This window comes from Nocardioides sp. NBC_00850, assembly GCF_045207335.1.
Lineage (GTDB): Bacteria > Actinomycetota > Actinomycetes > Propionibacteriales > Nocardioidaceae > Nocardioides.
Genome location: NZ_CP108845.1, coordinates 4,039,880 through 4,064,924 on the forward strand (window position 1 = coordinate 4,039,880; position 25,045 = coordinate 4,064,924).

Annotated in this window: 24 protein-coding genes and 1 riboswitch; of the genes, 10 read left to right on the forward strand and 14 right to left on the reverse strand. The window is 70.7% G+C overall.

All coding sequences use genetic code 11. From position 1 onward, the window contains the following. Window positions 1-69: 69 nt before the first annotated feature. The 3 genes from OH802_RS19665 to OH802_RS19675 all read left to right on the forward strand — a co-directional run bounded on the left by OH802_RS19665 (window position 70) and on the right by OH802_RS19675 (window position 2,161). Complete coding sequence (locus tag OH802_RS19665) at window positions 70-1,350, forward strand: CehA/McbA family metallohydrolase (protein WP_406021263.1); 1,281 nt, start codon at window positions 70-72, stop codon at window positions 1,348-1,350. A gap of 95 nt (window positions 1,351-1,445) precedes the next feature. Next, window positions 1,446-1,637, forward strand: coding sequence for a hypothetical protein (locus tag OH802_RS19670; protein ID WP_406021264.1), 192 nt, complete (start codon window positions 1,446-1,448; stop codon window positions 1,635-1,637). Further along, entirely contained in the window at window positions 1,634-2,161 is a 528-nt protein-coding gene (locus OH802_RS19675) for a DoxX family protein (protein WP_406021266.1), read from the forward strand. Before OH802_RS19670 ends, OH802_RS19675 begins: the two co-directional genes overlap by 4 nt. Here OH802_RS19675 and OH802_RS19680 read toward each other — a convergent pair. After that, window positions 2,116-2,253: a hypothetical protein gene (locus OH802_RS19680; protein ID WP_406021268.1), complete on the reverse strand. Its 138-nt coding sequence runs from the start codon at window positions 2,251-2,253 to the stop codon at window positions 2,116-2,118. The two genes, OH802_RS19675 and OH802_RS19680, sit on opposite strands and share 46 nt — an antisense overlap. 479 nt (window positions 2,254-2,732) lie before the next feature. Between OH802_RS19680 and OH802_RS19685 the strand changes: the two genes are divergently transcribed. Further along, window positions 2,733-3,461 (forward strand): peptidylprolyl isomerase, encoded by a 729-nt coding sequence (locus tag OH802_RS19685; RefSeq protein WP_406021270.1) that lies wholly within the window; start codon window positions 2,733-2,735, stop codon window positions 3,459-3,461. Between the two features lie 119 nt (window positions 3,462-3,580). Here the strand turns inward: OH802_RS19685 and soxR are convergent, their stop codons facing one another. Further along, a complete protein-coding gene (soxR, locus tag OH802_RS19690; RefSeq protein WP_355232463.1) occupies window positions 3,581-4,054 on the reverse strand; it encodes a redox-sensitive transcriptional activator SoxR in 474 nt (157 codons plus the stop codon). Window positions 4,055-4,115: 61 nt separating this feature from the next. On the opposite strand from soxR, the gene OH802_RS19695 reads away from it, so the two are divergent. Together OH802_RS19695 and OH802_RS19700 are read left to right on the forward strand one after the other, a co-directional pair. Further along, on the forward strand, window positions 4,116-4,814 hold the full coding sequence (locus tag OH802_RS19695) for an SDR family NAD(P)-dependent oxidoreductase (RefSeq protein WP_406021272.1): 699 nt from the start codon (window positions 4,116-4,118) through the stop codon (window positions 4,812-4,814). After that, complete coding sequence (locus OH802_RS19700; protein ID WP_406021274.1) at window positions 4,811-5,872, forward strand: S-adenosylmethionine:tRNA ribosyltransferase-isomerase; 1,062 nt, start codon at window positions 4,811-4,813, stop codon at window positions 5,870-5,872. The genes OH802_RS19695 and OH802_RS19700 overlap by 4 nt, the downstream gene beginning before the upstream one ends. Window positions 5,873-5,885: 13 nt before the next feature. On the opposite strand, the gene OH802_RS19705 is transcribed toward OH802_RS19700, so the two are convergent. Further along, window positions 5,886-6,323 carry an OsmC family protein gene (locus tag OH802_RS19705; protein WP_406021276.1) on the reverse strand — a complete coding sequence of 146 codons (438 nt, stop codon included), beginning with the start codon at window positions 6,321-6,323 and terminating at the stop codon, window positions 5,886-5,888. Window positions 6,324-6,360: 37 nt separating this feature from the next. Here OH802_RS19705 and pepN point away from each other — a divergent pair, with 37 nt between their 5' ends. The 3 genes from pepN to OH802_RS19720 all read left to right on the forward strand — a co-directional run bounded on the left by pepN (window position 6,361) and on the right by OH802_RS19720 (window position 13,005). Then, complete coding sequence (gene pepN / locus OH802_RS19710) at window positions 6,361-8,826, forward strand: aminopeptidase N (RefSeq protein WP_406021278.1); 2,466 nt, start codon at window positions 6,361-6,363, stop codon at window positions 8,824-8,826. Window positions 8,827-8,887: 61 nt separating this feature from the next. Then, window positions 8,888-10,087: an exonuclease SbcCD subunit D gene (locus tag OH802_RS19715; RefSeq protein WP_406021280.1), complete on the forward strand. Its 1,200-nt coding sequence runs from the start codon at window positions 8,888-8,890 to the stop codon at window positions 10,085-10,087. Next, window positions 10,087-13,005 (forward strand): AAA family ATPase, encoded by a 2,919-nt coding sequence (locus OH802_RS19720; RefSeq protein ID WP_406021281.1) that lies wholly within the window; start codon window positions 10,087-10,089, stop codon window positions 13,003-13,005. The genes OH802_RS19715 and OH802_RS19720 overlap by 1 nt, the downstream gene beginning before the upstream one ends. Before the next feature lie 50 nt (window positions 13,006-13,055). Here the strand turns inward: OH802_RS19720 and gcvP are convergent, their stop codons facing one another. From gcvP to OH802_RS19735, 3 genes are all read right to left on the reverse strand, one after another. After that, on the reverse strand, window positions 13,056-15,959 hold the full coding sequence (gene gcvP / locus OH802_RS19725) for an aminomethyl-transferring glycine dehydrogenase (protein ID WP_406021283.1): 2,904 nt from the start codon (window positions 15,957-15,959) through the stop codon (window positions 13,056-13,058). A gap of 59 nt (window positions 15,960-16,018) precedes the next feature. After that, window positions 16,019-16,109, reverse strand: a riboswitch (glycine riboswitch). A gap of 82 nt (window positions 16,110-16,191) precedes the next feature. Then, the gene (locus tag OH802_RS19730) at window positions 16,192-16,809 is read right to left on the reverse strand and encodes a MerR family transcriptional regulator (RefSeq protein ID WP_350658253.1); all 618 of its coding nucleotides are present in this window, start codon (window positions 16,807-16,809) and stop codon (window positions 16,192-16,194) included. Window positions 16,810-16,954: 145 nt separating this feature from the next. Next, window positions 16,955-18,361, reverse strand: coding sequence for an MFS transporter (locus OH802_RS19735; RefSeq protein ID WP_406021286.1), 1,407 nt, complete (start codon window positions 18,359-18,361; stop codon window positions 16,955-16,957). Window positions 18,362-18,503: 142 nt separating this feature from the next. On the opposite strand from OH802_RS19735, the gene OH802_RS19740 reads away from it, so the two are divergent. Then, a complete protein-coding gene (locus tag OH802_RS19740; protein ID WP_406021288.1) occupies window positions 18,504-19,340 on the forward strand; it encodes a helix-turn-helix transcriptional regulator in 837 nt (278 codons plus the stop codon). Between the two features lie 12 nt (window positions 19,341-19,352). Here the strand turns inward: OH802_RS19740 and OH802_RS19745 are convergent, their stop codons facing one another. From OH802_RS19745 to OH802_RS19780, 8 genes are all read right to left on the reverse strand, one after another. Next, entirely contained in the window at window positions 19,353-19,820 is a 468-nt protein-coding gene (locus OH802_RS19745; RefSeq protein ID WP_091042032.1) for a bifunctional nuclease family protein, read from the reverse strand. Window positions 19,821-19,884: 64 nt separating this feature from the next. Continuing rightward, a complete protein-coding gene (locus OH802_RS19750; protein ID WP_350658248.1) occupies window positions 19,885-20,637 on the reverse strand; it encodes a MerR family transcriptional regulator in 753 nt (250 codons plus the stop codon). Between the two features lie 3 nt (window positions 20,638-20,640). Beyond that, window positions 20,641-21,123 (reverse strand): FHA domain-containing protein, encoded by a 483-nt coding sequence (locus OH802_RS19755; RefSeq protein ID WP_160023650.1) that lies wholly within the window; start codon window positions 21,121-21,123, stop codon window positions 20,641-20,643. A gap of 101 nt (window positions 21,124-21,224) precedes the next feature. Then, on the reverse strand, window positions 21,225-21,611 hold the full coding sequence (gene gcvH / locus OH802_RS19760; RefSeq protein ID WP_378833691.1) for a glycine cleavage system protein GcvH: 387 nt from the start codon (window positions 21,609-21,611) through the stop codon (window positions 21,225-21,227). 93 nt (window positions 21,612-21,704) lie between these two features. Next, on the reverse strand, window positions 21,705-23,051 hold the full coding sequence (locus OH802_RS19765; RefSeq protein WP_406021291.1) for a DUF881 domain-containing protein: 1,347 nt from the start codon (window positions 23,049-23,051) through the stop codon (window positions 21,705-21,707). Between the two features lie 19 nt (window positions 23,052-23,070). After that, the gene (locus tag OH802_RS19770; protein WP_008359542.1) at window positions 23,071-23,403 is read right to left on the reverse strand and encodes a small basic family protein; all 333 of its coding nucleotides are present in this window, start codon (window positions 23,401-23,403) and stop codon (window positions 23,071-23,073) included. Beyond that, window positions 23,400-24,329, reverse strand: coding sequence for a DUF881 domain-containing protein (locus OH802_RS19775; protein ID WP_406021294.1), 930 nt, complete (start codon window positions 24,327-24,329; stop codon window positions 23,400-23,402). Before OH802_RS19775 ends, OH802_RS19770 begins: the two co-directional genes overlap by 4 nt. Continuing rightward, complete coding sequence (locus OH802_RS19780; protein WP_406021296.1) at window positions 24,322-25,044, reverse strand: CDP-alcohol phosphatidyltransferase family protein; 723 nt, start codon at window positions 25,042-25,044, stop codon at window positions 24,322-24,324. Before OH802_RS19780 ends, OH802_RS19775 begins: the two co-directional genes overlap by 8 nt. Between the last annotated feature and the right edge of the window lies 1 nt (window position 25,045).

The window sequence follows — 25,045 nt, forward strand, 5'->3', positions numbered from 1 at the left end:
GTACGCCGCTGGGATCTGCGTGAAATAGGGGCCATGTGCCTCGGACAGCAGCACGGGACTCTTCGGTCGATGAGCGGGCCGCTCACGCGGCGTACGGCCCTGGGAGCGGCGGGAGCCGGGCTCCTGCTGGCGTCGATGTCCTCGTCGTTCACGGGTGCGGCGGCCTCGGCGACCGCTCGGTCCGGCGTCGGGGCGAGCCGGCTGTCGCGGCTCTCGTCCGGGACCACGCTGGTCCATGCCGACCTGCACAACCACACGCTGATGTCGGACGGCGACGGCGACCCTGACCTCGCCTTCGACTCGATGCGGAGCGCCGGGCTCGACGTCGCGGCGCTCACCGACCATGCCACGGTCTCCGACCACATCCTCGGTGATGCGCTCGCGGGGCTGCTGCCGGCGGCGTACAAGCAGATCGGCGGCATCACCCGCTCGGACTGGGCCCGGACCCGCGAGCTGGCCGATGCGGCCAACGCCGACGGCACCTTCACCGCGATCCGAGGCTTCGAATGGTCCGAGCCGTTGTTGGGTCATATCAACGTGTGGGGAAGCGAGCACTTCACCGACATCGTCGACGTCGGCGCGATGCGGCCGTTCTTCGACTGGCTGATGCGCTCGCCTTCCACGCCGCTGATCGACGGTGGGGCTGACGGGATCGCCGGGTTCAACCATCCCGGGCGCGAGCCGTTCCGGTTCCAGGAGTTCCGCTACGACGCGCGAGCCCGAGAGCGGATGGTGTCGCTGGAGATGTTCAACCGTGGCGACGACTACCTCTTCGAGGGGTACGCCGACGGGAAGACCTCACCGCTGTGCCAGTGCCTCAACGCCGGCTGGCGCACCGGGATCAGCGGGGTCACCGACGAGCACGGCACCGACTGGGGCCACCCGGAGGGCAAGGGACGTACGGGGCTGTGGGTCGCCTCCCACGACCGTGCCGGCGTCTTCGAGGCGATGCGGGCGCGGCGGTTCTTCGCCACGCGCACCTCGGGACTCCGGGTCGACGCCGTGGCCACGCTGGACGGCGTCGAGCACCGGATGGGCTCGGTGGTCCCCGGCCGCGGCGGTGACATGCGGTTCACGCTCGACCTGGCTCGCGACGAGGAGTGGGTGGGCAGGGAGCTCCACCTGCAGGTGCTGCGCCCCGGTCCGTCTGTGCCCGTCGTGGCCTCCGTCGTCGCGTTCCGCGTAGGCGACCCGGTCTCGGTCACCGTGCCGGTCTCCGTCGACGACGGCGACTGGGTGCTGCTGCGGGTCAGCGACCCGACCCAGGCCAACGCGACGCCAGGGCCGGACGGCCATCCCTGCAACGACCTGGGCATCGCCTACACCAGCCCGTGGTGGCTGCAACCCTGACGTGTTTCCTGAGAAGGCGGCCCGCAGCCTGAAGATGCGCTGAAGGCGGGCGTCCTGGCGGTGGTTGCGGGCCTCGACTGTGGCACGCTGGCGACGTGAACGAGGTGTGGTACGTCGTCGGGCTGGTCGCGGTCTCCGTGGCCGTGCTGGCGCTCGGGGTGTGGTTCGTGCGGCGTGAGATCAGGGACGAGGTCTCGCCGGCGCCGGTGCTGTGGGCCGGCTACGCAGTCGTGACGGCGTTCGTCGTCTTCGGCGTCCTGCGCACCTCCTGGGTGGTGCTCTCATGAGCACGCGCGCTGATCTGTTGGGCTGGATCGGTCTCGTCGGCCGCCTCTACCTCGGCTTCGTGTTCCTCGCCGCCGGGCTCGCCAAGCTGCCCGAGCCGGCGATCACCGAGCAGGCGGTGCGCGGCTACCAGCTGCTGCCGTGGCAGCTGGCCCCTGCGTACGCGATCGCCATGCCGATCGCCGAGATCGTCCTCGGCGCGCTGCTGATCCTCGGGCTGTTCACCCGGACGGCGGCGGTGGCGACAGCGCTCGGCCTGTGCTCATTCCTCGTCGGGATCACCTCGGCCTGGGCGCGCGGGCTCAACATCGACTGCGGCTGCTTCGGGGGCGGCGGCGCCTCGGCCGACCCCGCCTATCTCGCCGACACCCTCCGCGACCTGGGCTGGCTCGCGATCGCGGTCTACCTGATCGTCGTACGCCGCACCAAGCTCGCTCTCGACGACCTGCTGTTCCGGCGGGACGCGCCGCCGGTCGACGACTACAGCGAGAGCTCGAAGAAGACCGAGTTGGGATCGAGCACGTAGCTGCCGAAGGGCGGGCGCTCGGTGAAGCCGTTGCCCGCGTAGAGACGTCGGGCGGGCTCGTAGAAGCCTTCGGTGCCGGTCTCCAGAAGCACCCGGTGACCGCCGCGTGACCTGGCCTCGGCCGCGGGCGGCGGCCGTGGTGCGCATCGACTTGAGCTCGTAGTCGCCCTCGCCGAGCGACTTCAGCGCGCCGCAACCGACGAGCTCGGTGGCCTCCCACGCCGACCAGAACGCGATCTCGGGCACCTTCAGTGCCTCGAGATCGAGCGCATGCACCGACTCGGCCGGCGTCACCGAGTACATGTCCTCGAGGTGGTCCTCCAGGAGCCCGATCACCTCGGGCCGGGTCAGGTCGTCGAGCTCGAAACGCAGGGAAAGCACAGGCACGGCTGGAGGCTATCCGAGCCCTCCCCTGTCGTGGCGAATGGGTGAGGTGAGGCTGGTGCAGTATCGCGGGCGACGACGATCGTGTGCGATAGTGCGTGGCCCCAACGCTGGCAGAAGATGCCACCGGCATCGCCACGCGGGGTCCGTCGCGGAATCGTTCGGACCGCTCCCCTAGCATCTGGGCATGCCTTCTCGTGCGCTCCCGGCCGTTGCCGCCGCTGCCCTGCTCCTGACGCTGTCCGCCTGTGGTTCCGACGATGGCGGGTCCGGTTCCGGCGAGGCCGCGGAGAGCAAGGGCCCGAAGTCGAGCGAGTCCAGCGACTGGAAGTCGATCGTGAAGCCCGGCTCGACGAGCTGCGACTACGCCGAGGACCCGATGGGCGCCTCCAAGGAGGTGGACAAGCCGGAGAAGACCGCGCAGTACACCGGCAAGGTCGCCGCCACCATCAACACCTCCGTCGGCCCGCTCGCGATCACCCTCGACGCCGACAAGGCGCCCTGCACCGTCAACTCGTTCCTCTCGCTGGCCTCGCAGGACTACTACGACGGCACCAGCTGCCACCGCCTCGGCGCCAACCCCGGCTTCGAGTTGCTGCAGTGCGGCGACCCGACCGGCCAGGGCACCGGCGGCCCCGGCTACACGATCCCCGACGAGTTCAAGGACAGCGACACCTTCCCCGCCGGCACCCTCGCGATGGCCAACACCGGCCAGCCCAACTCCGGCGGCAGCCAGTTCTTCATGGTCTTCGGCGACACCCAGCTCCCGCCCGCCTACACCGTCTTCGGCACCCTCGACGAGGCCGCCATCAAGACCCTCCAGGAGGTCGGCGAGGCCGGCGTGGGCGAGGCCGGCCCCGACGGCACCGGCGCCCCCAAGACGCCTGTCGAGTTCGAGACGATCACCGTCGGCTGATCACCCTCGAGCCGAATCCGCACGTATGGCGCGTCGAATCGGTAGTTGTGGGCGACGAAACTCCAGTTTCGTCGCCCACAACTGCATTCTCGGCACGCAGCTTCTACCGATTCGGCGGGTCAGGCGCGGCGGCGGGGTGGGTCGCGGCGCAGGACCTTGGGGAGGTACGCGGCGCCGGGGCTCTGGGCCGCCGCGGCGTCGTTGGGATTGGAGATGCCGCAGCGCTGCAGGGACAGGCAGCCGCAGCCGATGCAGGAGTCGAGGTTGTCGCGGAGGCGCTCGAGGGCGTGGATCTGCTCCTCGAGGCGGCGGCGCCAGTGCCTGGACATGCGCGCCCAGTCGGCCTTCGTGGGGGTGCGGTCCCCCGGCAGGCAGTCGAGCTCGGCCTTGATCTCGTCCAGGGAGAGCCCGACGTTGGCGGCCGCTCTGATGAAGGCGAGCCGGCGCAGGACGCTGCGCTCGAACGTACGCTGTCCCCCGGCCGATCGCTCGGCCTGGATCAGGCCCTGGCTCTCGTAGTAGCGCACCGCGGAGGCGGCGTAGCCGCTGCGCCGGGTCACCTCGCCCATCGTGAGCAGGTCGTGGGTGTTCATCTCACTCTTTTCTGTCACAGCCCTTGATCTCAAGTTCACTTTAGGTTGAATCCTAGGGGGCATGAACAGATCAGACAACGAAGTAGCCGTCATCACCGGCGGTTCCGCAGGGCTGGGACTCGCCCTCGCGACCTCCCTCATCGACAAGGGCTGGAGCATCGTCACCGACGCCCGCAACGCCGACCGTCTCCATGCCGCCCTGCCGGACAGCGCCCGGGTGACGACGCTGAGCGGCGACGTACGCGATCTCGACCATCAGGACGCCGTGGCGGCCGCGGTCGCCCGCCACGGGCGCCTCGACCTGCTGGTGCACAACGCCAGCGAGCTCGGCCCGATGCTGCCGCTGGCCGAGGTCCCCGAGAGCCTCTTCTCCAGCGTGCTCGCGACAAACGTACTGGCCCCGCTCTCGCTCACCCAGCGACTCCTCCCCTACCTGATCGCCTCGCGCGGCACCCTGGTGGGCATCTCCAGCGACGCGGCGGTCGAGCACTACCCGACCTGGGGAACGTACGCAGCGAGCAAGGCCGCGCTCGACCACCTGATCCTCACCCTCGGCGAGGAGAACGGCATCCGCGCGTACGCCGTCGACCCCGGTGACATGCGCACCGCGATGCACCAGGCCGCCTTCCCCGGCGAGGACATCTCCGACCGGCCGCTGCCGGAATCGGTCGTTCCGCACCTGCTCGCACTGCTCTCCGGCGAACAGCCGTCCGGGCGCTACCGCGCCACCGAACTCGTATCCGTAGGAGCAACCCGATGACCATGCTCGCCGAACGACCGACCACCACGTTCCCCTTTCCCGACGAGACCACCGCTCCCGCGCCCGCGGAGTGGCGCGGCATCGAACGCGACGGGGTGCGCCTGCTCGTGGCGTCCCCGGGCGGCGTACGACATGCCCGGTTCCGCAACCTTGCCGACCACCTCTCCCCCGGCGACCTGGTCGTGGTCAACGACTCGGTGACCGAGGCCCGCCAGCTCGACGCCGACCTGATCGGGCGCGGCCGGGTCGTGCTCCACCTCGCCCAACGCCTCGACACGGGCTGGGCCGTGGAGCTCCGTTCAGCTCCAGACGCCTCCCGGTCCGTGCTCGACGCCGCCGAGGGGGACGTGGTCGTGACCGCGGGCCTACGGGTGACCCTCCTCGAGCCGTACCCGGACGGGCGCCCCTCCTCCCCCACCGGCGAGGGCAACCGGCTGTGGCGCGCCCGCGTCACCGGCGACGTGACCGCCGAGCTCGAGCGGGCCGGACGCCCGATCGCGTACGGCTATCTCGACCGCCGCTACCCGCTCTCCGTCTACCAGACTGTCTTCGGGCACCGCCCCGGGAGCGCCGAGATGCCCTCGGCGGCGCGCCCGTTCACCCACCCGCTGGTCACCGAGCTGGTCACCCGCGGGATCCAGGTCGCGCCCATCACCCTGCACACCGGCGTCTCCTCCCAGGAGGCCGGCGAGGCCCCCGGCGCGGAGTGGTTCGAGGTCTCCGAGACCACGGCCCGGCTGGTGGAGCAGACCAGGTACGCCGGGGGCCGCGTCGTCGCGGCCGGCACCACCGTCACCCGCGCCCTCGAGTCAGCGGTCATCCCCGCGACGGGCGCGGTCAGGGCGGCGAGCGGCTGGACCGACCGGGTCATCACGCCCGCCAACCCGCCGTACGTCGTCAACGGGCTCATCACGGGCTGGCACGACCCTCAGGCCAGCCATCTGCTGCTGGTGGAGGCCGTCGCCGGCCCCGAGCTCACCCAGGCGGCCTACGACGCCGCCGTCGCCGACGGCTACCTGTGGCACGAGTTCGGCGACTCCGCCCTCCTGCTCCCCTGAGCGCCGAGGCGGGCTAGGAGAGGGCGCCCTCTCCGTAGCTCACCGGGGTGCCGACGGCGACGGTGCGGCCGACGGTGCACAGCCGGGTCTCGGACTTCTTGATCGCGTCCGGGAGGACCTTGCGAGCGGCGTCGCCGGCCTCACCCTCGGGGAAGGTGATGTCGAAGGTGACCGCGATGTCGACCAGGCGGTTGCCCTGCTCGTCGCGGATCTTCCGGGCCGCGGCGAGAGCCTCGAAGGTCTCCATCGGGGACCGCTTGCCGGTGATGAAGTCGACGTCCAGGGCGCTGCAGCCGGCCAGGGCGGCGAGGAGCAGCTCGACCGGGGTGAAGTCGGGGTCGTCGCCGTGGCCGATCACCACGCTGCCGCCGCGCGCGTTGGTCGCACGGAAGCGGTGCTCGCCGATCTTCTCCAGAGATACCGAGCGCAGGTCTGCAGCAGAGTCAGTCATGGGGAAAGAGTGCCATCCGCCCGTTAGCCTGTGCGACGTGAGCACCCAGAGCCTGCCCCTGCGCCGAGACGAGGCCGCCGCCCGTGCCAGCCTGCTGAAGATCGAGGACTACGACGTACGCCTCGATCTCGCCTCCAGCGAGGAGACGTTCGGCTCCGTGACGACGATCCGGTTCACCTCGAGAGGCGGACCGACGTTCCTCGACCTGAAGCCGGTCTCGGTCGAGCGGATCAGCCTCAACGGTGCTTCGATCGACCCGGCCACGCTCGCCAAGGGGCGTCTCCCGATCAGCACGCAGGAGGGCCCGAACGAGCTCGTCGTCGAGGCCACCATGCCGTTCCGCAACGACGGCGAGGGACTCCACCGCAGCGTCGACCCGGCCGACGGACGGGCCTACGTCTACGGGATGTGCTTCATGGACGCCGCCCCGACGATCTTCGCCTGCTTCGACCAGCCCGATCTGAAGGCGCCCTACACCTTCCACGTGACCGCGCCGCACGACTGGACGGTGATCGGCAACGCTCCGGGCACCCAGACCTCCCCCGGGACCTGGGAGTTCGAGCGGAGCCAGCCGCTCTCGACGTACTTCGTCACGCTCGTCGCCGGCCCGTGGCACATGATCCACGACGAGCACGACGGGATCCCGCTGTCGCTGAGCTCACGGCAGAGCATCGCCGCCGACCTCGACAAGGACGCCGAGGAGCTCTTCACGATCACCAAGCAGTGCTTCGACGAGTTCCACCGGCTCTTCGGCATCCGCTACCCGTTCGGCAACTACCACCAGGCGTTCGTGCCGGAGTTCAACGCGGGCGCGATGGAGAACCCGGGCTGCGTGACCTTCCGGGACCCGCTCGTCTTCACCTCGCGCGTGACCCGTGGCATGCGGATCCAGCGCGCCACCACGGTCGCCCACGAGATGGCTCACCAGTGGTTCGGCGACCTGGTCACGCCGGAGTGGTGGGACGACCTGTGGCTCAACGAGTCGTTCGCCGAATACATGGGCAACCGGGTGACCGCCGAGGTCACGGAGTACGCCGACGCCTGGGCCGACATGTCCTACGCCCGCCGCCAGTGGGGTCTGACCGCCGACCAGCGCGGCTCGACGCACTCGGTCGCCGGCAACGGCGCCGAGGACGCCGTCTCCGCGCTGCAGAACTTCGACGGGATCTCCTACTCCAAGGGCTCCGCGATCCTGCGCCAGCTCGCCGCATCGCTGGGCGACGACGTCTTCTTCGCGGGCGCGATCGACCACTTCACCAAGCACCGGTTCGGCAACGCGACGATGCACGACCTGTTCGGCTCCTGGGACGCCGCTGCCGCCGAGGCCGGGGTTGAGTTCGACCTCGACACCTTCACCTCCCAGTGGCTGCTCAAAGCCGGCCCGGACACGCTCTCGTGGGACCCGGCCAAGATGGTCGTCAACCGCACCGCTCCATCGCGGCACCCCGCCGACCGCTCGCACACCTTCCGCGCGGCGATCCTCAACGGCACCCAGTGGACCACCGAGGAGATCACGGTGAGCGGTGACCAGACGCCGCTCCCCAGTTCTTCAAATGCCAGTGCCGCCAACGCCGTCGTGCTCGACCCCTACGACGACACCTGGGCCTCGGCCATCCCCGACTGGGAGACGGTGCAGGCGCTCAAGGCGGCCCTCCCGGAGATCACCGACGACGGCCTGCGCGCGGGCGTGTGGAACAACCTGCGCAGTGCCTGGTTCAACGCCGCGGTCGACCCGGCCGACGTCATCGACATCGCCGAGGCGTCGCTGCCGGTCGAGGACCTCGAGGACACCCCGAGGCGCACCATGCCGTGGCTCTTCGGCTCGGTGGTGCCGCTGGCACCTGCGGGGGCGCGCGAGCGGCTCCACGAGGCCGCCCTCCGCAAGCTCGCCGAGGTCGCTCCCGGCTCCGAGCTGCAGCTGTCGTCCTACCGCGCGGCGATCCGCTCGGCGTCGTCCGAGTCGCTGCTGCGGGAATGGCTCGCCACTCCCCCGGCCGGGATCGAGACCGACCTCGACCTGCGCTGGCGCATCCTGGCCAAGCTCGCCGAGAACGGTTTCGCGGATCGTCCGGAGCTGCAGGCTGCCTATGACGCCGAGCCCGCCAACGAGGCCCGCATCCACCTCAACGGCGCCCTGGTCAGCATCCCCGACGCGGAGGCGAAGGCGTACGGCTGGTCGGTGTTCACCGGCGAGACCGACCTGCCCAACTACGACATCCTGGCCGCCGGACGGGCGTTCTGGACCGGTCCGGCCGAGCTCACCGCGGGCTATGTCGAGCGCTACTTCGCCCAGCTTCCCGCCACCGCCGAGAAGCGGTCGGGCTGGAGCCTCGCCGAGGCCGCCGAGGCGTTCTTCCCGAGCGGCTCGGTGACCGAGGAGACTCTCGCTGCCGCGCGGGCGGTCATCGAGCTGGATCTCGACCCGGGCGTACGCCGCCGGGTGTCCGACGCAGCCGACAACCTGCAGCGGCAGCTGGCGATCAAGGTGACCTATCCCGCGTAGCCGACGCTCCGGCGGTGAGTCGGGGGCAAGACTGTCCGTGCTCACCGATAGTTTTCGTTTCATGCGGATCCTGCACACCTCCGACTGGCACCTGGGCCGGTCCTTCCACCGGGAGGGCATGCTCGGGCACCAGGCGGCGTACGTCGACCATCTCCTCTCCGTGGTGGAGCAGGGATCCGTCGACGTGGTCTGCGTATCCGGCGACGTCTACGACCGGGCGCTTCCGCAGGTCGACGCCGTGCGGCTGGCCTCGGAGGCGCTCTCGCGGCTCGCGGCCTCGAGGGCGAAGGTCGTCATCACCAGCGGCAACCACGACTCGGCCCAGCGCCTGGGCTTCGGCTCCGAGCTGATCGACGCCGCCGGCATCTTCATCCGCACCGACCTGGCGGGGGTCGGCCGCCCGGTGATGCTCCCCGACGAGCACGGCGAGGTGGCCTTCTACGGACTCCCCTACCTCGATCCCGACGCCGCCAGGGCGTCGTGGGGGCTCGAGTCGCGCTCCCACCAGACGGCGCTCGGCGAGGCGATGCGGCGGGTCCGCGCCGACCTCAACCGCCGAGGTGGCCGCAGCGTGGTGATGGCCCACGCCTTCGTCACCGGGGCGGAGCCCTCCGACTCCGAGCGCGACATCTCCGTCGGCGGCGTCTCGATGGTGCCCGCCAGCCTCTTCGAGGACATCTCCTACGCCGCCCTCGGCCACCTCCACGGCCGCCACACGATCACCGACACGGTGCGCTACAGCGGCTCCCCGCTGGCCTACTCCTTCTCCGAGGCCAACCACCTCAAGGGGTCATGGCTCATCGATCTCGACGAGTCCGGCTTCGTCGCCAGCGAGTTCGTGGAGGCGCCGGTCCCGCGCAACCTGGCCAGGCTGCGGGGCACGCTCGAGGAGCTCCTGAGCGACCCCCGCCACGAGGTCCACGAGCAGTCGTGGCTGCAGATCACCCTGACCGACCGGATCCGCCCGGCCCAGGCCATGGAGCGGCTACGGCGGCGGTTCCCGCACACCCTCGTGCTGGGGTTCGAGTCGACCGCGCCGGTCCTGGGTGCCCTGTCGCAGCCCGACCCGTCCCGGCCGCGGCGTGACATCGACCTGGTCACCGAGTTCGTGGCCGAGCTCCGCGGCGAGCCCGCAGCCAAGGCCGAGCTGGCGCTGCTGCAGACCGCCGTGGACGCCTGCTGTGAGGATCCCGAGGCCGACTCGCTCGACTCGCGCTCCGGCGTCGCCGAGGAAGAGGAGTGGCTCGAGGTGCTCTTCTGATGCGCCTTCACCACCTGGAGGTCGCCGCGTTCGGCCCGTTCACGGGCACGGTGAGCGTCGACTTCGACCAGCTCTCCGAGGCGGGGCTCTTCCTGCTCTCCGGCGCCACCGGCGCCGGGAAGACGAGCGTCCTGGACGCGGTCTGCTTCGCGCTCTACGGCGACGTCCCCGGTGACCGTTCGGTCGCGAAGCGGCTGCGCAGCGACCGGGCCCCGGCCGAGGTCGCGACGCGGGTCGTCCTGGAGGCGACGCTCGCCCAGCGACGCTTCCGGATCACCCGCTCCCCGTCCTGGGAGCGCCCCAAGCGGCGTGGCGCCGGCACCACGACCCAGCAGGCCTCCGTCGTGCTCATGGAGCAGGTCGGCGAGGAGTGGCGCACCCTCACCACCCGCCTCGACGAGGCAGGCCACCTGGTCTCGGACCTCCTCGGCATGACGCTCACCCAGTTCGTGCAGGTCGCGATGCTCCCCCAAGGGCGTTTCCAGGCCTTCCTCCGCTCCAGCGCCGAGGAGCGCAAACGGCTGCTCGAGCGGCTGTTCCGCACCGAGCGTTTCGCCGATGTCGAGCGCTGGCTGCGTGAGCGCCGCGTCGAGCTCCGGCGGCGCTCCGAGGAGCTCAACGCCGGCGTCGCCGAGGTGGTCAGCCGGATCAGCGAGGCCGCGGCCGTCACGCTCCCCGACGACTGGGACGTCCACGACCTCGGCCTCCCCGCCGGCGACGGCACGATCGCCACCTGGGCCCGCGCTCTGGCCGAAGAGGCCACCGAGTCGCAGGCCGTCACCTCCGGCGCCGCTATGGAGGCTCTGGCCGCGGAGTCGGAGACCCTCGCCGCCCTCGACGCCGCTCGGGCGATGGCCGAGAAGCAGCGCGGCCTCCGGGCAGCAGCCGCCGCCGAGAGCCGTCTCGTCGCCGCTGCCGAGGAGCAGGAGGAGCGCGTACGCCGCGTCGAGGCCGCCCAGCGGGCCGAGGCCGTGGCCGGGGTCAGCGAGCTGGCCGACCAGGCGCGGCGCGAGCACGCCAGGGCCACCTCGCTCGCCCCGAGCGACCTGACCCTGACCGATGCCAAGGCGGCCGTGGACCGGATCTCGGCCCGTCTCGCCCAGGCCCGTGCCCTGGCGCCGGTCCAGCAACGTCTCAGCGAGGTCACCCGCGAGCTCGCGGCCACCGGCATCCAGCGGGACCGGCTCCTCACCCAGACCCGCGAGCAGGCCCGGCTCGCCGAAGAGCTGCCGCAGCAGGCCGAGGCCCTCACCGCGGACCTCGCGGCGGCCACCGAGGCCGCCGCGGCGATCCCGGTGCTGCGTGCCCAGGTCGCCGCCGTCACCGAGCTCGGCCGGCTGAGCCGGGAGCTCGTCGACGCCCGAGCCCGGCACGAGTCGGCCAGGACGGCCGCCATGGAGGCGCGCACCCACTATCTCGACGTACGCCAGGCCCGGCTGGACGGCATCGCCGCCGAGCTCGCCGGGGCCCTCGCCGTCGGTGCGGACTGCCCGGTGTGCGGGTCCCACGAGCACCCCCACAAGGCCTCCCCCGCCGACGGCGCCCCCGACGCGGCTGCCGAGAAGGCCGCGCAGGCGACCTACGACAACGCCAGCGCCGAGGAGCACGCCCGCGACCAGCACGTGCGCGACCTCACCACCCGTCTCCAGCTCGCCCAGGAGGCTGCTGGGGAGACCGGCGAGCCGGCCGCGTCGATGGCCGAGCGCCTGGCCGGTCTGGAGCGTACGGCTGCCCGCGAGCCGAGCCTGCGCGCCGAGCTCACCGCCGCCGAGGAGACCCGGGCCCGCTCGGCAACGCTCCGTGCCGAGCTGGAGACCCGCGCCGCCGAGCTCGAGACCACCCTGCGTCACCTCACCGAGGAACGCGAGCGTCTCGAGGAGCAGCTGACCGACGTCCGTGGCGACCACCGGGATCTCGACGCCCTGCTCACCACGCTCGATCGCGACCACCGCGCCGCGACCACGAACCTCGAACGCCTCGAGGCCGCCACCCGCGCCGCCGAGGCGCTCGCCGGGGCCGAGCGCACCCTCACCGCCACCGCGGTCCGGGCCGGCTTCGACACCCCCGAGAGCGCCCTCGCGGCCGCACTACCGCCGGAGCGGGCCGCGGCGGTGAACAGCCAGATCAAGACGTACGCCGACAGCCTGGCGGCCGCCCGAGCGACCCTCGACTCCCCCGGCGCCGCGGATATCCTGGCCACCGAGGAGCCGGACCTGCCGGCGCTCGCCACCGCCCACCGCAAGGCCGCCGACGCCGCCGACGCCGCCCGCTCGGCGGCCGACACCGCCGCCAACCGGGCCGCCCGCCTCGACTCCCTGCAACGCGACCTGACCCGTGCGCTCTCGACCTGGGCCCCCGTACGTGACGACCTCGAGGTCGCCGTCCGGATCGCCTCCTTCGCCGAGGGGAAGAGCAGCGACAACCAGCTCCAGATGAGCCTGTCGGCCTACGTCGTCGCCTACCGTCTCACCCAGGTCGTCGCCGCCGCCAACGAACGCCTGGCGAAGATGAGCGACCAGCGCTACGCCCTGGAGCACTCCGCGGCCAAGGGCGCCGGCGACCGCCGCGGCGGCCTGGCGCTGATGGTCCGCGACGACTGGTCCGGCGAGTCGAGGGACCCGGCCACCCTGTCGGGCGGAGAGACCTTCGTGGTCTCCCTCGCCCTGGCGCTGGGCCTGGCCGACGTGATCATGAACGAGGCCGGCGGCCAGATGCTCGACACCCTCTTCGTCGACGAGGGCTTCGGCTCCCTCGACGCCGACACCCTCGATGACGTACTCGACGTCCTCGACACGCTCCGCGAGGGCGGCCGCATCATCGGCGTGGTCAGCCACGTCACCGAGATGCGCGAGCGCATCCCCACCCAGCTGGCAGTCGCCAAGGGCCGCGAAGGCTCCACCCTCACGATCCAAGCCTGACCAAGACCTCGCCGAGTCGGCGCGTCATGACGCGCCGACTCGGCGGGAGGTCACTCGGCGAAGGACTCCACGGGCGGGCAGGAGCAGACCAGGTTGCGGTCGCCGTAGGTGTTGTCGATACGGGCCACCGGAGGCCAGTACTTGTCGGGGTCGATGCCGCGCGGGAAGACGGCCTCCTCCCGGGAGTAGGCACGGTCCCAGTCACCGACGAGGGCACGGGAGGTGTGCGGGGCGCCGCGCAGGACCGAGGTCTCGGCGGTCCACTCACCCGTGGCGACCCGGTCGATCTCGCCCTTGATCGCGATCATCGCGTCGATGAACCGGTCCAGCTCGCCGAGGTCCTCGGACTCGGTGGGCTCGACCATGAGCGTGCCGGCGACCGGGAAGGACATCGTCGGGGCGTGGAAGCCGTAGTCGATGAGCCGCTTGGCGACGTCGTCGACGGTGACACCGGTATCCTTCGTGATCGGCCGCAGGTCGAGGATGCACTCGTGCGCGACCAGGCCGGTCTCGCCACGGTAGAGCACCGGGAAGTGCTCGTTGAGGCGCGAGGCGACGTAGTTGGCCGACAGCACCGCGGCGGACGTCGCCCGGGTCAGACCCTCGGCGCCCATGAGCCGGACGTACGCCCACGAGATCGGCAGGATGCCGGCCGAGCCGTACGGAGCAGCCGAGATCGCGCCGATGCCCGAACGCTTCGAGGTGTCCGGGTGCAGGGAGTGCGAGGGCAGGTAGGGCGCCAGGTGGGAGCGGACCGCGACCGGACCGACGCCCGGACCACCACCGCCGTGCGGGATGCAGAAGGTCTTGTGCAGGTTCAGGTGGGAGACGTCGCCACCGAACTCGCCGGGCTTGGCGTAGCCCAGGAGCGCGTTGAAGTTGGCGCCGTCGATGTAGACCTGACCGCCGGCCTCGTGCACCAGCGAGCAGACCTCGGTGATGCCCTCCTCGTAGACCCCGTGGGTCGAGGGGTAGGTCACCATGATCGCGGCGACGTTCTCGCCGTGGGCGTCCAGCTTCGCCCGCAGGTCGTCGAGGTCGACGGTGCCGTCCTCGGACGACTTCACGACCTCGACCTTCATCCCGGCCATCACGGCCGAGGCGGCGTTGGTGCCGTGGGCGGAGGAGGGCATCAGGCAGATCTTGCGGTGACCCTGGCCCTGGGCGTCCAGGTAGCCGCGGATCGCCATCAGGCCGGCGAACTCGCCCTGCGAGCCGGCGTTCGGCTGGATGGAGACCTCGTCGTAGCCGGTGACCTCGGCCAGCCACCCCTCGAGCTCCCCGACGAGGCGCGTGTAGCCGGCGGCGTCCTCGGCGGGCACGAACGGGTGCAGGTCCGCGAAGCCGGGCAGCGAGATCGGCTCCATCTCGGTGGTCGCGTTGAGCTTCATGGTGCACGAGCCGAGCGGGATCATGCCCTTGTCGAGCGCGTAGTCGCGCGCCGCCAGCTTGTGCAGGTAGCGCAGCATCTGGGTCTCGCTGTGGTGCGCGTTGAAGACCTCGTGGGTGAGGTAGTCGGTGGTGCGCAGCAGGCCGTCGGGCAGCGCGCTGGCCGTGGTGCGGTCGATCTCGTCCAAGTCCGCACCCGAGATGCCGAAGGCGTTGAGCACGGCAGACAGGGTCGAGCGAGTGGTCGCCTCCGAGGTCGAGATGCCGACGGTGTCGGCGTCCACGAGACGAAGATGTACGCCGAAACGACGCGCCGCGGTGACGACATCGGCCGCCCGGCCTGGGACGGTGACACCCAGCGTGTCGAAGAAGGTCTCCGAGACCAGGGGGAGCCCGGCCGACTTGAGCGCGGCGGCCAGGACGGCGGCGTAGCGGTGGGTGCGGGTCGCGATCGTCCGCAGCCCGTCGGGGCCGTGGTAGACGGCGTACATCGAGGCGCCGACGGCCAGCAGCACCTGGGCGGTGCAGATGTTGGAGGTCGCCTTCTCCCGGCGGATGTGCTGCTCGCGCGTCTGCAGCGCGAGACGGTACGCGGGCCGCCCCTCGGCATCGACCGAGACGCCGACGAGACGACCGGGCAGGTGCCGCTCGATCCCCTCGTGGACGGCCATGTAGCCGGCGTGCGGGCCGCCGTAGAAGAGCGGGATGCCGAAGCGCTGGGTGGAGCCGACGACGACGTCGGCGCCGAGGGTGCCGGGCGCCTCCAGGACGGTGAGCGCGAGCAGGTCGGCGGCCACAACGGCCAGCGCGCCCCGCTCATGGGCGGCGTCGATGACCGGCTTCAGGTCGGGCACGCGACCGGAGGCGCCGGGGTACTGCACCAGCACGCCGATCACGTCGCCCTCGGGCAGACCCTGCGAGAGGTCGGCCACGACGACCTCGAGGCCCATCGCCTCGGCGCGCACCTTCACGACCTCGATCGACTGCGGCAGGGCGTCGGCGTCGATGACGAACGGAGCCCCGCCATTTTTCTGGGAGACCTTGCGGTTGGCCCGGTGCACCAGCGCCAGCGCCTCGGCGGCCGCGGTGCCCTCGTCCAAGAGCGAGGAGTTGGCCACCGGCAGGCCGGTCAGGTCGCCGACCATGGTCTGGAAGTTGATGAGCGCCTCGAGACGACCCTGGGAGATCTCGGGCTGGTAGGGCGTGTAGGCGGTGTACCAGCTCGGGTCCTCGAGCACGTTGCGACGGATAACCGGTGGCGTCACGGTGGCGTGGTAGCCGAGTCCGATCATCGCCTCGCCGGGCTTGTTGGAGGCCGCGATCTCCCGCGCCAGCGACGCGACCTGCGCCTCGCTCAGCGCGGCCGGCAGGTCCAGCGACTCGACCGAGCGGATCCCGGCCGGGACGGCGGCGTCCATCATCGCTGCTACCGAGTCGTACCCGAGCCGCGCGAGCATGGTCGCCTCGTCGGCGGCCGAGAGTCCGACGTGGCGCGCCACGAACGGGGAGGCGGCGTCGAGCTCGGACAGAGTGGGCGTGTCGGACACAGTGGCTCCTGAGGGCATCTAAGACAACTCGTACGCCCTCCCCCTCTGTCACCGCACCTGCGCCGCTTCAGAGTTGCCTGGTCCGCACAGTCGTGGATGCCTGAGAGTTTCCGGGGAGGAATTGCCCCTTCGGCGCCCCTTCGAGAGGAGCTCTCCCGTGCGGGATGGTCAGCACCACCAGCATAAACGACTCGACCCCGAGCCCCCGCCTCAGCGGGGACCTCGGGGTCGAGTGTTACGTGAGGTTTACTTACCCGGCGTTGCGGGCGGCGCGGCGGGCGGAGAGCTCGTCGGACATCGAGGCGACCTGCTCGCCGTCCTCGGCCGCACGCTCGCTGGGGAGCTCGGAGAGGGTGCCCTCGATCTCGCGCCAGACGCCACCGATGGCGATGCCGAAGACGCCCTGCCCGCCCTGGAGCAGGTCGATGACCTCGTCGTTGCTGGTGCACTCATAGACCGAGGCGCCGTCGCTCATCAGCGTGACGCGGGTCAGGTCGTCGGTGCCCCGCTCGCGCAGGTGCTGCACGGCAGCACGGATCTGCTGCAGCGAGATGCCGGCGTCGAGGAGTCGCTTGATGACCTTGAGAATCAGGATGTCGCGGAAGGAGTAGAGCCGCTGGGTGCCGGAGCCGGTGGCCCCGCGCACGCTCGGCTCGACGAGACCGGTGCGGGCCCAGTAGTCGAGCTGGCGGTAGCTGATCCCCGCAGCGTTGCAGGCCGTGGGCCCGCGGTAACCGGTGTCGCTCGGCAGGGGCGAGACATCGTCGGTGAAGAGAAGGCCCTGCTCGTCAGCCTGCTCCGCCGCGCGTTGCGCGTCGTCGGCGCCGTGGCCGGGCTTCTGTTCGTGGTCGAACACGATGTCCTCCATCGTCTACTCCGTTGTGCGTAACTCCACTCGGGGAATGAACGGCTGCGGCGGGGGGACCACATCGTTGGAGTTACAACAGAGACAACTACAAGGTAAGCGTCGCAAGGGCCCTGGTCAAAGAACCCTCTCCGGCGTGTCGTCGGGGCTAACCCTCACGTAGAGCCTGAGGCTTTCGGCGTCTGGCGGTCGCAATCAGTGCGGTCAGCACCAGTACCACGGCTCCGACGAGGAGGCAGACCCGCATCCCGGGAAGGGTGAGGATCCCGCTCGCGCCGGCTCCCAGACCGCCGAAGACGGCGACCGCGATCGCGCCGCCGGTCTGCCGGAACGTGCTCAGCGCGCCGGTGGCGACACCCACCCGGGCGGGCTCGACGGCATCGATCAGGTCGGCGGTGACGAGGGTGATCGCCAGCGCGCCGCCGGTTGCGAGCGGGACGAGCAGCACCAGGACCAGCCAGACCGGCGTGGTCGTCGAAAGCGGGAACAGGGCGAGCATCCCCACCGCGAGGATCAGCTGGCCGCCGACGATGAGCGGGCGCCGGCCCACGACATACGCCAGGCGCGGCGCCACGACATTGGCGCAGGTGGTCATGGCCGCCGGGATGACGAACATCAGCCCCGCCTCGGCACCGCTCCAGCCCCGCACCTGCTGGTAGTAGAGCCCGAGCAGGAAGATCCCACCGTAGAACCCGAAGTTGATGCCGAACCCGGAGACCAGCGCGACCGCCACCCTGCCCCGAGCCACCAGGCCGAGCGGCAGCACCGGCGCCGCGGAGCGGTGCTCGACCACCACGAAGGCGCCCGCCGCCGAGACCGATATCGCCGCTGCGAGCAGCGCGCCCGCGTGCCAGCCGCTGTGGCCGGCCTCGATGACGGCGTACGTCAGAGCCGACAGCGCGACCACGGCGAGCGCCTGGCCAGGGAGGTCGAGCGGCGACCGGCGCCGCACCGCCCGGATCCGCAGACCGGCCAGCAGGGCCACGATGAGGATCCCGACCGGGACGTTGACCAGGAACACCCAGCGCCAGCCGGCGTACTCGCTCAGCAGGCCTCCGGCCACCGGACCCAGCGCCATCGCCGCAGACCCGCCGATGGTCCACACGGCGATGGCCTGACCCCGGGCCCGCGCGTCGTCGTACGCCACCCTGACCAGCGCCAGCGACGCCGGCATCACCAGCGCGGCGGCAGCACCCTGGAGCACCCGCGCCGCGATGAGTGCCGGCATCACCGGAGCGGCCGCGCAGGCCACGGAGGCGACGGTGAACAGCACCACCCCCAGGGCATAGGCCCGTACCGGGCCGACCCGGTCGGTCACCGCGCCCGCCGAGAGCATCAGCGCCGCGAACATCAGCGTGTACGCGTCCACGACCCACTGCAGCCCGGCCATCCCGCCACCCAGGTCCCGGTGCAGATAGGGCAGCGCGATGTTGACCGCGGAGACGTCGACGGTGATCACCGTGAACCCCAGGAGAGCGGCGAGCAGTGCTCGAACGCTCCCCGCCGGCGCCGCTGCCGGGCCTCCGCTCGGCACCTCGTGGGCAACTGCGGTCATCGTGCTCCTCCTCCAGGTCGTTGTCCCCGAAAGTCTGGTCTCGCCTCGCGCGCAGAGGCAGACCGCGCGATGCCGGGGTGTCACCAGGGGTGGGTGTGACACGGCCCCTCACCCGAGCCGGACCTGCGGCACACTGGTAGGGATGAGCGACATGGCTGCGACCGAGCTGGGGCGCTACCTGCGCGCCCGCCGGGCACGGGTGACCCCGGAGGAGGCAGGCCTGCCCGCCGGCACCGGCGTACGGCGTACGCCTGGGCTGCGGCGCGAGGAGCTGGCTGCCCTCGCTGGCGTCTCGGTCGACTACTACACCCGACTGGAACGCGGACGGGAGACCAACCCGTCGACGGCGGTCCTGGACTCCCTGGCCCGCACACTGCGCCTGAGCGGCGATGCCCACCAGCGCCTGCACGAGCTGGCCGAGGTCGCCTCGGGGCGCGCCAGCGTGCCCCAGGCGACGACCGACACGACCGTACGTCCCTCGGTGCTCGTCATGCTCGAGCAGCTGGGCCCGCTGCCGGCCTTCGTGTTCAGCAGGCACAACGACGTCCTCGCGGCCAACCGGCCGGCCCGGCGGCTCTACCCGGGCCTGTGGGACGGTCCGCGGGAGCACCGGAACCTGACTCGCTACCTCTTCCTCGACCCGATCGGGCGACACCTGCTCGACCCGTGGCACCAGACGGTGACGAGCTCGGTCGCCCACCTGCGCGCCGTCGGTGGCGCCGATGTCGACTCACCCCGGTTGGCCGCGCTGGTGGGCGAGCTGCTGCTCAAGTCGCCGGAGTTCGCCGCGATCTGGGAGCTCTACGACGTGTGCGAGCGCAGCGGTGGCACCAAGACCTTCGAGCATCCGCGGGTGGGCCGGATGACGCTCACCTACGAGGTTATGCAGCTGGCCCGCACCGGCGGTCAGCGCATGATCGTCTACCAGGCGGAGGCAGACACGATCGACGAGAAGGCGATGCTCGCGCTGAGCGACTGATCTTGCCGAGCGTCAGTGGGACTCGAAGTCCTCGGGCGTGATCTCGTCGAGGAACTCGCGGAACTTCTCGATCTCGTCCTCCTGCTCGGCCGGGACAGCGAGCCCCGCCTCGTCCAGGACCTCATCGGAGACCACGATCTTGGTCCCGGTACGCAGAGCCAGCGCGATCGAGTCCGAGGGCCGCGCGCTCACCTCGACACCCGAGGCGAAGACCAGGTTGGCGTAGAAGACGCGGTCGGTGACCGAGGTGATCTGCACCTCGGTGAGCTCGTTGCCGGTCGCCTCCAGCACGTCCTTGAGCAGGTCGTGGGTCAGCGGCCGCGGCGGCACCACGCCCTGCTGGGCGAAGGCGATCGCGGTCGCCTCCACCGCGCCGATCCAGATGGGCAGGTATCGCTCACCCGCCACCTCGCGCAACAGCACGATCGGCTGGTTGGAGGGCATCTCCACTCGGACTCCGAGCACATCGACCTCGCGCATGACATCCACCCTACCCGTCTCCGGGTCGCGACAGCAGCCCGGTTGACCGGCGACATGGACCGAGTCAGCGGTCGCGCAGTCCTGACTTCACCAAGGTGGCGTGCAGACGGACCGCCAGGGAGGCGATCTCGCTGCCGATCTCCTCGGCCCGGCCCTGCGCTCCGGCGTTCCCGGGGCGCCGCAGCGGCGCCACGATCTGCTCGATGAGACCGACCTCGCGGTCGGCGGCGGCCTTCATGCCACGCAGGTGACGGGGCTCGATGCCGAACTCGGCCAGCTCCTTGGCCGTGCGCGCGATCGCGAGGGCGTCGGTGTCGTAGTGACCGCTGCGCAGCGGCACCACCAGCGCCATCTTCTCCAGCTCGGTCAGCAGCGCGTCGTCGACCTCGGCCACCTTGAGGAGCTCGCGCCGCGAGATCCGCATGTTGTCCGTACGCCGGAACGACTCCGCGCCCGGCGCGCCGCTGGGCGTCAGGGCCACCGTCGGGACCGTGGGCACGGTCGCCTCGATCGCCGGCGGCTCGAGGCCTCGGTCGATCGCGTCGAGGTGCTCGCCGATGACCTTGAGCGGCAGGTAGTGGTCGCGCTGCATCCTCAGGACATAGCGAAGCCGCTCGACATCGCGGCGGGAGAACTTGCGGTAGCCCGCAGGCGTGCGCTCCGGCTTGATCAGTCCCTTGTCCTCGAGAAACCGGATCTTGGGGATCGTGACCGTGGGAAAGTCCGGACGCAGCTGATCCAGGACCTGCCCGATGTTGAGCCGCTCCCCCGAGTCGCTAGCCGGCCGTTGAGGGTCAGGCATCGCGGCGGCGGCCATCGGCTACGCCCCTTCGTGCCCGGCGTAGAAGACGAGCCGGAACTTCCCGACCTGGACCTCGTCGCCGTCCTTGAGGACGACCTTCTCGATCCGGTCCCGGTTGACGTAGGTGCCGTTGAGGCTGCCGACGTCGGAGACCTCGAAGGTGTCGCCGGTGCGCGCGAACTCCGCGTGGCGACGCGAGACGGTGACGTCGTCGAGGAAGATGTCGCTGTCCGGGTGACGACCCGCGACCACGGTGTCCTGGTCGAGGAGGAAGCGGCTTCCGGCACCGGGACCACGCTGCACGACGAGCATGCCGTTGCCCCGCGGCAGGGCCTCGACGGTTGCCGCCTCGACCGGGCTCAGCACCCGGTCAGAGGTGTCGGCGTCAGCCCCGAGCTGAATCGTCGAGGTCTGGTCGGTCCCGGTCAGGCTTACGCCACACTGCGAGCAGAACCGCGCTTCGTCGGGGTTCTGGCTGCCGCAAGCGGGGCACACGGACATTTTTGAGCTCCAGGTTCATCGAGGGCCGGGCACCTACCCTCAAGTGAACGTTGAGGGATGGTATCCGCAACCTATCAGGTCGGCCCAGGTGTTCGGTTGAGTTACGCGTCGAGTGATGCCTCGTACGCCGCGGCGTCGAGGAGGCTCTCCAGCTCGGCAGGATCGGACGGAGTGACCTCGAACAGCCAGCCCCCGCCGTAGGGGTCGTCGTTGACCAGCTCGGGCGTGGCGTCGAGCGATCCGTTGACCGCGACGACCTCGCCGGAGATCGGCGCGTAGATGTCGCTGACCGACTTGGTCGACTCCAGCTCGCCGCAGCTCTCGCCGGACTTGATCGTGTCGCCGAGGGCGGGCATCGACACGTAGACGATGTCGCCGAGGGCGTCCTGGGCGTAGTTGGTGATCCCGATCCGTACGGAGCCCTCGGTCTCGCCAGGGTTGCGCAGCCACTCGTGCTCGCTGGTGTACTTCAGGTCCTCGGGGTACACGGCCATCTCCTCATCAGGCGTACTGGTCTGGCCGCGGAAGATCGTCCCGCGAGCCGGTTGTCGAAACCCTACTGCGCCCCACCGACGAAACGGTCAGCGGGACACGGTGTGAATCGACTCGATGTCGATCTTCTCCTCCGACTCCACCTTTACCTCGGCGCCCTGCTCCTCGAGCTGGTCCTGCGGGCCCTGGTAGAAGTCGATCGCGCCGGCCAGCGTGTCGGGCGGGCCGATCACCTGGAGGCGGTAGGGCGGGCTGATCAGCTCGCCGCCGACGTTGAGTCCCTCGGCGGGCTGGCTGACCTCGATCGAGGACGACGCGACCAGGCGTACGGCCTCGCCGTCGGCCCCCTCGATCTCCATCGCCTCGGCACCGCTCGTACGCAGCTCCTCGATCAGGTCGAGGAGCGCGGTGAGCCGTATCGGGTCGGCGCCGGGCTCGATCTCGATCGTGATGCCCGGACCGCTGACCGGCACCGTCCCGGCGATCACCCGGAGCGTGTCGACCTGCTCCTCGGCACGCTGCAGCGCGGTCTGCTGCTGGAGGGTCTGGTCCTCGAGCTCGTCGCGGGTCGCCTCGAGCTCCTCGATCTGCTCCTGGGCCTTCTGCGTGGTGCCGGCCAGGCCGGAGAGGATGTCGATCAGCTCCTGCTCGCGCAGACCGGCGTACGTCGAGTCCTCGGTGTTCGTCTGGACCTGCACCACGGCGGCGTAGCCGAGTACGCAGAGCAGGACCGCCACGGCCACCTGGCCGCGCCGGAAGTGGGTGAGCGCGTCGAAGAGCCGCGCCCGGCCGACCAACGGCGCAGGCTCCTCCTCGGGCTCGTCGGACTCCTCGGGCTCGTCGGACTCGTCGGGCTCATCCGACTCAACCGAATCATCCGACTCGTCAGTCTCCGCGGCCTTCTCGTCTGCAGCCGTGTCCTCGACCTCGTCGAGCTCTGTGACCTCAGCGACCTCGTCGCCCTTCTCGACGTCATCGGCGGCCGGCTCCTCGGCCTCCGCCGACTCGACAGGCTCTACAGGCTCTACAGGCTCAGCGGGCTCGACGAAGTCGACGGGCTCGACAGGCTCGACATCGTCCGCCTTGTCGGTGGGCTCGACCGATTCGTCCTCCGCGACCCCCGCGTCGTCCGACTCTTCGGGCTCCTCCGCGGCGCTGTCCTCGGCCACCGGCTCCTCAGGCTCGTCGACAGCCTCATCGGACGCGGATTCATCGGACTCAGCCTCAGCGGGCGCGTCCGCCTCCGGCGGCTCCTCGTTCTCGGCAGCGTCGGTCGTCTCGACAGACTCCGCCGGTGCCTGCTCAGCAGGCGGCGTACCAACGTCTGAGGCCTCGGGCGTGGCGACGTCCTCGGTGACGGTCTCCTCCGGAGGCGTGGCGGGCTTCTTCGCCGGTGCCTTCTTCGCAGGAGTCCGCTTGGCCGCGGTGCGCTTCACCGGTGGCCTCCTCTTCCGGTCAGGCATGGAAGATGTGCCTCCGGATGGCTGCGACGTTCGTGAAGATGCGGATGCCGAGGACAACGATGACGCCGGTGGACAGCTGGCCGCCGACGCCGAGGCGGTCACCGAGGTAGACGATGCCGGCGGCGATGACGACGTTGCTGATGAACGAGACGACGAAGACCTTGTCGTCGAAGATGCCGTCCATGAACGCGCGCAGCGCACCGAAGACGGCGTCCAGCGCGGCGACGACGGCGATCGGCAGGTAAGGCGCCAGGCCGACAGGCACCTCGGGCTGGAAGAACAGTCCCAGCACGATGCCGATCACTAGGCCGATGACGGCGATCATTCTTCGCGGTCCCCTTCGCTGTTCTCTTCGGAGTCTTCGTCGGTGTTGTTGGTGGGCTTCTCGGAGCCCTGGGTGCCCTTGTCCTTGGACTTGGCCCCGAGGTGGGTCAACTCCAGCAGATCAGGAGGCGCCGCGGGAAGGGTCAGCCGGTCGATGTTCTCGACGTCGTAGGGCATCCCGTAGTCCTGCGTCGTGGTGTGAATCATCGCGCCGGAGACCGTCTCGGCGAAGCGTGCGGCCAGCGTACGCGTGTCGCCGACGGCCGACACCTCATAGGGCGGCGAGAGCGAGACGTCGTTCATCCGGAGGGTGGCACCGGAGGTGATCACGCCGCTGCGCGGGGTGACCCGCTGGCCGTCGACGGCGACGGCGGTCGCACCCGCCTGCCACAGTCCGTTGACGATCACGGCGAGATCGTAGTCGCGGACGGTGCCGCCCTCGCTGCCGTCGGCGGCGTTGTCGATCGTGATCCTGATCCCCGAGCCGGTCACCGGGGCGAACCCGGTCTCCTCCGCGGTCGTCGCGGCGGACGAGGATGCCGACTCGGCCCGCAGGCCGAGCGCGTTGAGCGCCGCCTCGCGGCTCTGGTTGCTCTCCCGCAGCTCGGAGATCTGCTGGTGCAGGTCGGAGATCCGGTCCTGGCGCTGCTCGATGCGGTCGACCAGGACCTGCCTGCTGGTCTGGCGGATGTCCTCGTTGCGGGAGGTCTGCACCGCGGCGGTCGTGGCCAGCAGCGCGAAGAGCCCGACGACCACCATCGCCCACAGGCCCGGCCGGCGACGCCGCGTCGGCTCCTCCCCCGTGGGCTCGCGCCGCGCGGCGGCGGCCATGTAGTCGGAGTCGATCGCCTGGTCGGTGATGCGGTCGAGCAGTGGCTTGGTGACGTAGGCCCGCAGGTCCTCGGAACCGGGGATCTGGTCAGGCACGGGTCGCCCCGCCCTTCTCCAGCGGCGGCGTGGTGGCCATCAGGCGCCGCGCCTCCTGGGCGTAGAGCACCAGGCTCCACCACAGCAGCAGGATCCCCCACAGCGCGAAGGCCCAGCCGAACGCCTGCGCCACCTGGATGGGCAGGCTCGGCTCCAGGCCGAGATCGAGGGTCTCGGGGATGTCGTGGCTGAGGTAGAGCAGCGGGAAGGAGGCCAGCATGCAGAAGGCGGCCACCTTGCCGAGAAGATGGACGGGCAGCGTACGCACTCCGCGGCTGCGCAGCGCCGGGATCATCGCCAGCAGGCCGACGAGCCGCAGCGGCACCAGCAGCGCGATCGGCCACGGGATCACGTCGATCTGCCAGAGCGCGAGCGTCGCCGCCAGGACGAAGACGGTGTTGGCCACCACGTCGAGCAGCTCTCCCGAGCGGCGGCTTCCGAGCTGCTTGCGGTTCAGCCAGCTGTCGAGGAGGTCGGTGACGATCGCGAGACCGAACGCGGACAGCGCGATCGTGTCGTCCCCGGCGATCATCACCGCCCACAGCATCACCGGCGCGTAGACCAGCCGCAGGATGCTGAGCAGCTTGCCGAGCACGGGCTGGTTGCGGTCGGCCGAGCCCTGCGGTCGCCGCGCGTCCCGGCCATGTTGCAGGCGGGGATCACCGGATCGACGGTTGGGCATCTGCGGGCTCTCCTTGGTCACCAGACGCGGCACG